Below are 10,929 nucleotides of genomic sequence, written 5' to 3'. Positions count from 1 at the left end.
GTCATGCCTGATGACCATAGCAAGTCGGTCCCACCCCTTCCCATCCCGAACAGGACCGTGAAACGACTTTGCGCCGATGATAGTGCTGCAACCAGTGTGAAAGTAGGTTATCGTCAGGCTAGTTATAAGCGAAACCCCATCCAGTGATCTGGATGGGGTTTTTTGCTTTGTGCACCTGTCGTTTATTCGTCTTCCCCACTTTAGTAATGGCGTAAATCAATTCCCTGCGGCATCATTCGATTAGATTTTTATCTTTTGCCGAAAATGGGAATGAGCATGGGCCGAAGCTTCCTGGGTTTTGTTGCGATTGGTATTGCCGGCTTCGCGACGATTGCAAGTGCCGAAACGTCCATCGCCGGTTTTAAACCGGCACTCGAAACGGAATCGATTGGTCTCCTGCCGGCCGACGGCTTTCGCCTGCGCACCGGCAACTGCCCAGCCTGCGCCGTACCGAAGCAAAACCTGTGGTACTTCCAGAACGAATTGATCGCCGTCCCGGCAAACGGTGCGGCAGCGTCGGGCTTCAGCAGGGGCGTCGACAGGAATACGGATGTTGTCCGCTGGGCTGTAACGACGGAGTCTGCACAGCTCGCCCATCCCTCGGTCGTCTGGATCGGCTCACCCGGCATTCTCGAAGGAGCGACCGTACTGCCGGGCGCACAAACGCTGCGCACTGCCGACGGCCAGGAAATCGGCCTCAAGCTGGTACCGCAACTGCCCACCAACCGCTCCTACGCAAACGACGCCACCGCCGCCTGGCTCGCAGGCCGGCAAGTGCGGATGCGCGGTGCGCTCGAGGACGTCAACGGGCGTCCCACCATCATCGCCCGCATGATCTGGCCGTCCGATTTCGCGATCGAACCCGCCACTTTGAAAACCGAGCCGCTCAAGCATCCGTCGGGACTGACCGACTTCGTGCGCGCATCGGCTGGCGAAGGGAAGAGCGTCGACACACGCCTGCTATGGGAACGCCATCCCGGGCAGGAGCGTGCCTGGAAAGACAAGCCCGTGCTCGGCATTGTCCTGAACGGCGCCCAGGGGGACGACGACGAATCGCTCGGCGGCCATTTTGCGGTGGCCACCGGACGCTTCGGCGACAAGGGCGATTGGTCCAGCTGGGCCGTGAACAATTTTTATAACCTCGATTCGGTCAGCGAAAAGGGCATCCTCGCAGCGACCGTCCCGATGGACAATTATCTGATGGACTTGAACAGCGGCCAGCAATACTACCGGCCCTCCGTCATGCTGGTTGCCATCCTCAACAATGCGCGCACGGCGATCGCTTACCAGGGCGGCATCCAGCGCGTGTTCAACCATTTTTATCGGCACGACTTCCGCTATCGCCACGCGGCCGCCAACTGCACCGGTATCAGCGTCGACGTGGTCGATGCGCTCGGCTGGCACATTCCAAAGCGCGGTCCGACGGCGCCCCTGAAGTCGATCGGCGCCTACGGCTACGTCGCGGCGACGGACGGCAGCCTGGCCAGCGGCCGCAAGATCTACGATTACCTGAACGAAGAGCAGATCCGCCTCCTGCCTGCGGTCGGTTTCGACGCCATCGGACAGGATCTGCTGCAACTGGTCGCCACCGAAGGCATGCCCAAGCGCCCATTGAGTCGCTACGAGCAGCAACTGAGGGAAGACGTCGAAGCGATTTTGCTGGTGCGTATCCCCCAAGTGCCATCGAGCCGCGCGATGGGCTCGGCACCGGTCTTTTCATTCGACGAGTTCCGCTCGCGGGTGCCGGCGGACCAGGCCGACTGGAAGATCGTGCCGGTCGGGGCGCGTCCGTTCCCTGCCGCGCTGCGTGACGCCGACCTCACGCCGGACGAGGACCCGTCCGTGGTGCCGCTGCCGGTCGCGGGCATCGGTGTTGGCATCGGCGCGATATTGGCGGGCGTTGTCTGGCGACGCCGTGCACGTCCGGCAGGCAAGGCAAGGCCCGTGCAGCGTGCACCGGAAACGGCCGACGCAGAGTAATCGTCCCGTAACGCGCATCGGACTTCTGCAAATACGAAAAAAGCCCGCCAGCATTGCTGACGGGCTTTTCTATTCCGGGCCTTGCGCCAGGACGGCTCAGCGCAGCGACGCCGGGATTACACGCCCCAGAGAATGTCGCACTTGTTGTCGCGTGCCGCGCGCAGCATCTCGAGCATCGGGTAGGCCCGGGTCGAGAAGCTGACGATTTGCGCCTGCTCGTGATCGGGGTCGTCGTCGTCGTCGCCCCGGTGGGCCTTGATATCCTGCTCGATCTCTTCGCTTGGCGGATGCTTGCGGCTCTCTTCGATTTCATGCTCGAGCAGCTCGACGGCGCGTCCGGCTTCCGCCGCAGTGATGACGCCGATCTCCGGTTCCTTGTTCAGCAGGTCGAGGATGCGCTTGGCGTGATCCTGGTACATCATCACGTCGGGGTAAGCTTTGCTTTTGAAAGTGATTAACATAATGCGTTCTCGTGTATTTTCGTCGTAACTAAACGATAACACGAGTGCCGGGTGCGGTCATCTCGCGCACGCCTCTAGCGGACACGATGGCGCAGTAGCCAAGCCAGCGGCAAGATGCCGAAAGCAATGGCTGCAGCGCCACCCAGGCCGGCAGCGAAGGCGAGACTCGCCGGCGCACCAGTGGCTGCGCGCTGCAGCAGCCAGGCCAGCGCCGACCATGCCAACACGCTGCACAGTTCGAGCAGGCGCGTCGCCACGCCGCGTTGCCCGCGGTTCTTGAATTCGCCCCGTGTCGCCGGCCGTCCGGTCCATTCGTTGACGAGGGCCGCGCTCACGGTCGCACCCAGCATCGTCAACGCCGCCAGCATGCCCGCCAACGGCGCGCGCACGATCAGCCACAGCAGCGGCAAGGCGACCAGCGCGCCGACGGGGATCACAGCCGCCCCGAGTTTCGCCATGCGCACGGTCAGCGCCCGTGCCGGCGACGACTGCAGCAGGTCCGGCGCATCCTCGGCCAGCAGGATGATCCAGGCGAGGGACGCGCTGAGGGAGCCGCACAGCATCGTCAAACCGGCGGCGACGATGGTCAGCTGCAACTGGTTGTTGCGAAACACGACGAAGCATATCGGCAGCAAATACAGCAGCTGCAGCAGGATTTGCGAAATCAGGTGCGGGTCGCGCCAGGCCAGGCGCCACTCCTTGATGATCACGAGCTGCAGCAAGCCGCGATCGAAGCGATAGCGCACCGGACCGGCCCGACTTGCCACGCGCGCACTGCCGGCCGCCTGTTGCAGTCCCCGGACGAAGAAGCGGTGGGTCCAGCGCACGGTCAGCAATCCCGCCAGCAAGCCGAGTGCGGCGATCACGGCCACCGCTGGACCGTCGCCCAGCGCCGCGCGCGCCGGCAGGAACAGCAGGCTGCCCGGATCCACCGATTGCAGGGAAGCCATCACACGCGCGCTTGCCGAGGAGGCGACGCCCCCGCTTTGCGCCATCAGGTTGCCGGCCTGCGACAGCAGGTACAGCAGGGCGCCGGCCATGGCCCCGACGACTTGCGCCACCACCCGGGTGCGGCGCGCGCCGAGCACGCGCACCAGGGCCAGCGTCAGCAGTATCGCCAGCGATGCCGCCAGCAGCGCCAGCGCGAACAGGACCGGATACAGCGCCAGCCAGCGCAGTTGCCCCAGCAACAGACCGACGTGCGCGAAGGGCGCCAGGAAGAACAGGTACAGGGCGGCGACGCCGAAGGCCATGCCCGCCAGCTTTACAGTAAAAATGCTGCGCGAGGGCAGAGGAGAGGACAGCAGCAGATCCATGTCGCCGCGGTCGAACAGGGTTTCCACACTGCGTTTGAGCGCGCTCGACAGCATGAAGAGAAAAGTCGACAGCAGGAGCGCGCTGACGGCGATCACGAACTGGCGCGGCGGCAGGCCGCCCATCGGACCGATCGCACGCAGCAGCGCGAACACGCCTGCATGCAAACCGAGCCAGACCAGCAGGCCACTGCCGAGCACGCGCCAGGCCGGTCGGCGTGGGGAGCCCTGCTTGCCGCTCGACAGGTTGAACCAGAACAGGCGCAACTCATGGCGCAGCAGCCACAGGGCACTGCCGGGCTGCACGCTCACGCCGGCCCCGTCAGGCGCAGGAACAGGTCTTCCAGGGTCGCGCCGGGCGTCGCTGCGCGCAGCTCGTCCAGCGTACCTTCGGCAATCAGGCGCCCGTGCTGGATGATGCCGATGCGCCCGGCCAGCCGCTCGGCCACTTCGAGGATGTGCGTGGTCAGGATGACGGTGCCGCCCTGCTGCACATGCGAGAGCAGCAAGTCCTTCACCTGGCGCGCGGCGCCGGCGTCCAGCCCGGTCAGCGGCTCGTCCAGAATCAACAGCTCCGGCGCATGGATCAGGGCGCCGGCCAGGGCCAGCTTTTGCTTCATGCCGCGCGAAAAGCCTTCGGTCAGCTCGTGCGCATGCTTGTCGAGGTCGAGCCAGGCGAGCAGCTCGCGTGCGCGCGGCTCGGCCGCCTGGCTCTCGACGCCCCACAGGCCAGCGACGAATTCCAGGTATTCATAGGGTTTCAGCTTCCCGTAGAGCATGGGATCGTCCGGCAGGTAGGCGATCTTGCGCTTGGCCGCGATCGGTTCAAGGGCCAGGTCGATGCCCAGCACCTCGATCCGGCCCGCGTCCGGCGCCAGCAGGCCCGCCACCATGCGCAGGGTCGTGGTCTTGCCGGCGCCGTTCGGTCCCAGCAGCGCATAGAATTCGCCGCGCCGGACGGTCAAGTCCAGGCCATCGACGGCAGGGCGGCCGAAATGCTTGCTCAGCCCGGTGAGCGCCAGCGCAGGCGTGTCCGCCATCACAGCAGCTTGAAGGAAGAGATGAACTGGTCGCTGTGCTCGGGCACCACGGCATTGGCCTTGCCCATCACGATCACCTGATAGAAACGCTTGCCGTGCGCCGCGAAATGGCCGCGCAGCTTCATCGGCTGGCCGTTGGCGGTGCCCAGCGCGTCGATATCGACCGCGGTTTCCTGGCCTGCGGCCGTCGCTGCAGCCGCGGTGCTTTCGTGCTCGACCTTGGCGCCGATGTTGCGTACCAGCGCCGTCTTCATGGCGTTGACTGCCGCCTGCGCCTGAGCCGCGTCCGGTGCGACGCCGCTACCGACCGCAAACATCACGCCCTCGACTTCGGCCGCCGTCATCGTCATGTCCACCTGCATGCCGTTCAGGTCGACGCTGCGGGTGTGGGTCGCCGGCTTGGCCGGGAACATGATCCGATACGGCGCATCCGGGCTGCTGTAGTCGCGCCAGTTATAGGTCGGGTTGCAGGCCGCCAGCAGCAAGGGCGCGGCAAGGACGAAGGCGATGAATGGTCGTTTTTGCATGTGCCGATGGTAGCAGGGCGGCTGGCGCGGCGCCACCGCCGACTACCGCGTCTGCAATCCTCTCCGGTACTGCACGGCTTCCGCCATGTGCGGCGCCTCGATCGCGCTTGTGCCCGCCAGGTCGGCAATCGTGCGCGCCACCTTCAGAACGCGGTGATACGCGCGGGCCGACCAGTTCATCAACGACATGGCCGATCGTAAAGTCCGCTCACCCAGCGGATCGAGCGTGCAATGGCGTTCGATCTCGCGCGTACCCAGGCGCTGGTTCGGCTTGCCCTGGCGTTCGAGCTGGATCGCATGGGCGCGTGCCACCCGTTCGGCAATTGCCGCGCTGTGCTCGCCATCGGCGCGGGCGCCCATTGCATCGGGCGACATGGCATTTACTTCGATCTGCATGTCGATGCGGTCGAGCAAGGGACCGGAAATCCGGTCGCGGTAGCGCAGTGCGCTCTCGTTGGTGCAATGGCATTTGCCTGACGGATGGCCCTGCCAGCCGCAAGGGCAGGGATTCATCGCAGCGATGAGCTGGAAGCGTGCGGGAAACTCGGCCTGGTGCGCGGCGCGCGAAATCGTGATGCGGCCCGATTCGAGCGGCTGGCGCAAGACCTCGAGCACCTTGCGATCGAATTCCGGCAGCTCGTCGAGGAAGAGCACGCCACAATGCGCCAGCGACACCTCGCCCGGCCGCGGCGCATTGCCGCTGTCAATTCCGCTAAATGCCGCGACTGACGCCGCTTGACATAGAGGAAACGGCACGGCATATTACGCCTAATCTTGCGACTGAAAAGCGAATATTTCGCGACTGGATATGAAAAATAGTGAAATAACGCGACTGGATTTAATGTTGCCTGTTCGGAGCATCGGTACGAATCGTCGTTCCCTAACCGGTAGGGTCGTACTTGGATCAGGCAACGCTGCTGGCTTTGAATCTTCCCTTGAGCGCGATTGGCTCATTTGTCTCGATTTCGATCCAGACGTTGAACTCATCCTGGAGCAACCGTTTTCGCTCAATTACGAAATTGATGGGAGTGCCCTACGTTACACTCCAGACGTGCTGGCTCAGTATCGTGAGCGAAATGGCACTATTCCCGTAGTCGTGTTCGAAGTTAAGCCCTACGAAGAACTTCGCGCGGAGTTCGCCAAGTACCGCCAGCGCTTCAAGCGGATGGTCAGGCATTGCCGCGAGCGCTCGTGGCGCTTCAAGATCGTCACAGAACGCGACATCCGTACTCCTTACCTGTCCAACGCTAAATTCCTGCGCAAGTATCGCAAGTTGACTGCGCAGACCCTCTACAAGGAACAACTGCTCTACAGCATGAAGGCGCTTGGGCCTACCACTGCTCAAGGCTTGCTGGCCATGGCTTACTTGCATGAGGAGAAGCGCATGGCAGCGTTGACGGAGCTATGGAGGATGGTCGCGAACCGGGAAATCAAGGCAGAGCTCGACAAGCCGCTTACGATGCACTCGACGATCTGGTTAGGAGGGGAACATGCCTAACGTACTTCCCAAGGCATTTTTTTCCGCTGAGCCTGGTCAAATCGTAAGATCGGCAAATCGGGTATATCGAATCACGCATCTGGTCTCGATCGACAGTGTATTCGCCGTTGATGTTCAGACGGACGAGAGTGTGCGCTTGCGCATTGATACGCTTACACCGGTCGACAAGGAAGAGGCGTCGGTCGACCAGGTGGCGGGAAAAGACCGTGACCTGCTTCTCTACAGTGAAAAGGATTGGCAGGAAGCGCAGCGCCGTTTTCAAGCTATCAAACTGCTGCTTGATAATCCACTTCGGACACGAGCGGATGCTGACCTGGTCGCACAGCAGTTCGACGTGCACACTGCCACGTTATATAAATGGCTGAAACTTTACCAGGAGGCGGGCCACGTATCCGCCTTGGTGCCCACCAAACGGGGGCGCCGGACAGGTACGAAGATGCTGCAAGGTGAGCAGGAAAAGTTGATTGCGACCGTGATCGACGATGAGTTCCTGACCAAGCAGCGTATGCGTCCGCAGGACGTAATCGACGAAGTGATGCGCCGGGCGCGGCTGTCAAAAATTGATGCTCCTCACCCCAATACCATCCGTCAGCGTATCAAGATGCTCCCGGTCGCTGAAACGCTGCGCCGGCGCGGGCATCGGGAGATCGCCAGGAACAAGTACGATCCGATTCGAGGCGAGTTCCCGGGCGCAGATTTTCCTTTGGCTGTCGTGCAGATCGACCACACGCCGGCAGACATCATTCTTGTTGACGACGTGCATCGGCAGCCTATCGGGCGCCCATGGCTCACGTTCGCCATCGATGTGTATAGCCGCATGATTGTAGGCATGCACATCACGTTCGAAAAACCAAGTTCCACGTCCGTTGCGATGTGCATTTCGCACGCGATTTGTCCAAAACGTGAATACCTTGCTGAGCTGGGTGTTAGCGGAGAATGGCCGGTCTGGGGAACGATGAGCGCTATCCACAGCGACAATGCAAAGGAGTTTCGCGGGATCGTTCTTGAGCGCGCATGCAAGGAGTACGGCATCGACCTTCAATGGCGCCCGGTGCTCAGGCCGCACTATGGTGGCCATATCGAGCGATACATGGGCACGATGGCCAATCAGATTCGCAAATGGCCCGGTGCTACCTTTTCCAACCCTGGGCAGCGTAAAGGCTACGATTCCGAAGGTGAGTCTGCACTGACGCTACGCGAGTTCGAATATCTCGTTGTCGAATTCATCGTCAACGTCTACCACCAGCGAAACCATAGTGAACTTGGTATGGCGCCGCGCAAGAAGTGGGAGCTGGGGATCTTGGGAGACGCAACCAAGCCAGGCGTTGGCATTCCTCCAGTGCCAGGCGATGCAGCGCGGCTGCGATTGGATTTCATGCCTTTTTACGAGCGGTCAGTCCAGCAGTACGGTATTCAGATCGAATGCATCAACTATTACGATCCCGTGCTGGACCCGTATATCAATTCCACGGACCCAGAAAACTCCAGGATGCGGCGATCATTCCTGGTCAGGCGAGACCCACGCGACATCAGCAAAGTGTACTTCTTCGATCCTGTGGCCAAGTCCTATTACCCTATCCCATACCGCGACATGGGGCACCCAGCAATGAGTGCATGGGAGCTCAAAGAGGTCCAGCGTAAGCTCAAGGAACAAGGCCGCAGCAATATTGATGAACACGCGATATTTGACGCGCTTGGCCGTATGCGAAACGTGGTGGAGCAGTCGGTACAAAGAACGAAAGCGGCACGCAGGCAGGCAACGAGAACGCCAGCGAAAGTGGTGGTCAAGGAAAAGCCTTTGATCATTGCCGACTTGCGTGTTCAACCTGCATCGACGATCGAAGACGATCCTTTTGCGCAGCCTATTGAACCATTTGACGATGTGGCGGTGTCGCGATGATCGAAGTTCAAACCCACCTCAATAGCGACGTGCTGCCGCTGCTGCAGTTGCCCAACGACGAGCGAATCGAGCATTGCAAGTCTGATCACTGGATTGGATACACGCGTGCTACCCAGATTATGCAGCAGCTCGATCAGCTGCTTGTCTATCCTAAGACGCTGCGCATGCCTAATCTGCTCATTGTCGGCCGCAGCGGCAATGGCAAGAGTTCGATCCTCGAGCGTTTCTCGCACCGCTATCCGGTGCAGATTACCGCCACTGGCAGCCCCATCGCGCCTGTTCTTCGTATCTCGATGCCTGAGACTCCAGACGAGTCCGAATTTTGGTCGGAAATTCTCTGGTCGATGGGCATATCCCACGGTGATCGAGACTCGGCTGCAGCCAAGAAACGCCAAGCGAAATCCATCCTCAGCTACGCAGGCATTCGGGTTCTCGTCATCGACGAATTCAACAACCTCACCACTGCCGGCAAGAAGGCTGGTGACCTGCTCGCGGCCATCAAGGGGTTAAGCAATGATCTGAAGATTTCGATCATCGCTGCAGGAACTCAGGCCGCGATCAATGCCCTCAATCTTGAGCCGCAGATGAAGTCACGTTTCGAGCCAGCGGCGCTTGATCGATGGAGCCTTAACACCGAGTATCTGCGCTTTTTGGCCAGCTATGAGCGACTGTTGCCTTTGGCGGAGCCGTCGAACTTGGCGTCGCGCGAACTGGCGCCTAAGCTGTATTCGATGGCTGGTGAAACCCTTGGGTCGACGGTTAAGCTGTTGAAGGAAGCGGCGAGCTTTGCGATTAGCTCTGGCAGGGAAAAGATTGACGAGCAAGTGCTCAGGTCGATGAAGTGGACACGTCAGGACGAGTGGGAGGACATTGCCAAACGTGTCTAAAGACGCGTTCCTGGTCAATTCGGCTTGAGCCCCTTCCAGACGAGCTTCTCAGTTCATATCTCGTGCGCTCGGCACATGCCCATGGTATGCACCCAATGCATTTTGTCTCCCTGCATTTTCCACGTGCTCAGATATGGACGCGCGATATCGATGCTCGGGCGCACACGCAGCTTGTCGATGCGATTGCTCAGGCGTCGAACCTGTCGGCCGATCTGGTCAGGTCGATGACGCTCTCACCTCTTTTTTCGAGTAACGCAAACGACGCAGACGCCTTTAAAGGCCAGTCAAGCTGGCTCACATCTATAGGCATGCATGGTCGCTTCCGTTCTCGCCATGGACTACAGTTTTGTCCTCAATGCCTTCAGGCCAATGGTGCATTTCTTCGCACCTGGCGCCTGTCGTTTGCGTTTGCCTGCAGCGTTCATCATCGTATGCTTGAGAATCAATGCAGCGCGTGCAGTGCACCAGTCGTACCGCATCGAGCGCGTTTTTCACCGTCAACCTGCCATCGATGTGGCTCAGTACTGGGCAACGTGCACCCTCATGATGCCGATTTACCAGTAGATGAGGCATTACAGGTACAGGAGAAATTTCTGAGCTTTTGTAGGCACGACTTCATCGACGTTGGCGGCACAATTGTTGAGCGCGCAGACTTCTTTTCGGGCCTGGCGATACTGCTAAAGCTGTTGCGAGAAAAGATGCATTGGCATCAAGTGAACCTCGATGTGCACGATCACGTTGTGCTCGACAATCACGAGGCGTTGCGTTTCTCCGTTACAGCTGTGCGGTTACGCTTGTGTGCCAGCATTCTGGAAATACTTAACCGGTGGCCGGATGAATTTTTTAGGGTGGCGATGACATCAAATATGACCCGAGCAAGTTTCGCCCATTGCGGGAAGACGCCGACATGGCTGGGTGAACAGATCGACTGGTTGCCGCAACGGTTGCGGCGTCAATATTCATATCGAGCCTCGACATTATTGAAGCGGGTGCGCGAGATCGAGGCTGATGGCGGCGCACATTGCCGGGAACAGCGTGCGCGTGAATTGATGGCAGCTGCCAGGAAGTGGTCATGAGCATTGATCCAAAATTCGGACGTTACTGCGACCGTTGCGGCAAGGTGATGGAGACAGCGCACAAGCTTCATCTTGATAAGGAATACTGCGGTGGCTGCTACAAGTATCTTTTCAAGGCCGCAGCATGCGTTCTCTGTAATGGCAGAACTATCGCTCACAAGAACGAGATGGAACCTGTCTGTTCGGCTTGCACAAGGTCGAGTCGAACCTGTCTTCGATGCGACAAACCGGTGCCGCGCGCTGGACT

Annotated in this window: 9 protein-coding genes, 1 rRNA gene and 1 pseudogene; 6 read left to right on the top strand and 5 right to left on the bottom strand. The window is 60.3% G+C overall.

The genetic code is table 11. The annotated features are described in order from the left end of the window. The first annotated feature begins 6 nt into the window (after window positions 1-6). Window positions 7-119: ribosomal RNA gene (gene rrf / locus C2862_RS21335) — 5S ribosomal RNA — on the top strand. Between the two features lie 157 nt (window positions 120-276). Beyond that, complete coding sequence (locus C2862_RS21330; protein WP_136222389.1) at window positions 277-1,980, top strand: hypothetical protein; 1,704 nt, start codon at window positions 277-279, stop codon at window positions 1,978-1,980. Window positions 1,981-2,096: 116 nt separating this feature from the next. Here the strand turns inward: C2862_RS21330 and C2862_RS21325 are convergent, their stop codons facing one another. From C2862_RS21325 to C2862_RS21305, 5 genes and pseudogenes are all read right to left on the bottom strand, one after another. Continuing rightward, entirely contained in the window at window positions 2,097-2,441 is a 345-nt protein-coding gene (locus C2862_RS21325; protein ID WP_136222387.1) for a DUF1840 domain-containing protein, read from the bottom strand. A gap of 74 nt (window positions 2,442-2,515) precedes the next feature. After that, the gene (locus C2862_RS21320) at window positions 2,516-4,066 is read right to left on the bottom strand and encodes a hypothetical protein (RefSeq protein ID WP_136222385.1); all 1,551 of its coding nucleotides are present in this window, start codon (window positions 4,064-4,066) and stop codon (window positions 2,516-2,518) included. Next, complete coding sequence (locus tag C2862_RS21315) at window positions 4,063-4,794, bottom strand: ABC transporter ATP-binding protein (protein ID WP_136222383.1); 732 nt, start codon at window positions 4,792-4,794, stop codon at window positions 4,063-4,065. The genes C2862_RS21320 and C2862_RS21315 overlap by 4 nt, the downstream gene beginning before the upstream one ends. After that, on the bottom strand, window positions 4,794-5,321 hold the full coding sequence (locus tag C2862_RS21310) for a hypothetical protein (RefSeq protein ID WP_136222381.1): 528 nt from the start codon (window positions 5,319-5,321) through the stop codon (window positions 4,794-4,796). Before C2862_RS21310 ends, C2862_RS21315 begins: the two co-directional genes overlap by 1 nt. Before the next feature lie 42 nt (window positions 5,322-5,363). After that, window positions 5,364-6,056, bottom strand: a pseudogene (locus tag C2862_RS21305) (ATP-binding protein); the annotation flags it as partial. A gap of 73 nt (window positions 6,057-6,129) precedes the next feature. Between C2862_RS21305 and C2862_RS21300 the strand changes: the two are divergent. From C2862_RS21300 to C2862_RS21285, 4 genes are read left to right on the top strand one after another with little or no spacing between them, the layout of a single operon-like run. After that, the gene (locus C2862_RS21300) at window positions 6,130-6,819 is read left to right on the top strand and encodes a TnsA endonuclease N-terminal domain-containing protein (protein ID WP_210736091.1); all 690 of its coding nucleotides are present in this window, start codon (window positions 6,130-6,132) and stop codon (window positions 6,817-6,819) included. Further along, complete coding sequence (locus C2862_RS21295) at window positions 6,812-8,719, top strand: Mu transposase C-terminal domain-containing protein (protein ID WP_136222377.1); 1,908 nt, start codon at window positions 6,812-6,814, stop codon at window positions 8,717-8,719. Before C2862_RS21300 ends, C2862_RS21295 begins: the two co-directional genes overlap by 8 nt. Next, on the top strand, window positions 8,716-9,606 hold the full coding sequence (locus C2862_RS21290) for a TniB family NTP-binding protein (RefSeq protein ID WP_136222375.1): 891 nt from the start codon (window positions 8,716-8,718) through the stop codon (window positions 9,604-9,606). Before C2862_RS21295 ends, C2862_RS21290 begins: the two co-directional genes overlap by 4 nt. Beyond that, window positions 9,561-10,682, top strand: coding sequence for a TniQ family protein (locus tag C2862_RS21285; RefSeq protein ID WP_136222374.1), 1,122 nt, complete (start codon window positions 9,561-9,563; stop codon window positions 10,680-10,682). Before C2862_RS21290 ends, C2862_RS21285 begins: the two co-directional genes overlap by 46 nt. Window positions 10,683-10,929: the final 247 nt, after the last annotated feature.

The organism is Massilia sp. Mn16-1_5, from assembly GCF_004798585.1.
GTDB lineage: Bacteria > Pseudomonadota > Gammaproteobacteria > Burkholderiales > Burkholderiaceae_D > Telluria.
The sequence above is the reverse complement of the archived record's forward strand: the minus strand, read 5'-3'. Positions and strand labels throughout refer to the sequence as shown.

Coding starts and splice junctions, on each gene's coding strand:
- C2862_RS21330 (WP_136222389.1), top strand. CDS start 277: ATGGGCCGAAGCTTCCTGGGTTTTGTTGCGATTGGTATTGCCGGCTTC.
- C2862_RS21325 (WP_136222387.1), bottom strand. CDS start 2,441: ATGTTAATCACTTTCAAAAGCAAAGCTTACCCCGACGTGATGATGTAC.
- C2862_RS21315 (WP_136222383.1), bottom strand. CDS start 4,794: ATGGCGGACACGCCTGCGCTGGCGCTCACCGGGCTGAGCAAGCATTTC.
- C2862_RS21310 (WP_136222381.1), bottom strand. CDS start 5,321: ATGCAAAAACGACCATTCATCGCCTTCGTCCTTGCCGCGCCCTTGCTG.
- C2862_RS21300 (WP_210736091.1), top strand. CDS start 6,130: ATGAAAAATAGTGAAATAACGCGACTGGATTTAATGTTGCCTGTTCGG.
- C2862_RS21295 (WP_136222377.1), top strand. CDS start 6,812: ATGCCTAACGTACTTCCCAAGGCATTTTTTTCCGCTGAGCCTGGTCAA.
- C2862_RS21290 (WP_136222375.1), top strand. CDS start 8,716: ATGATCGAAGTTCAAACCCACCTCAATAGCGACGTGCTGCCGCTGCTG.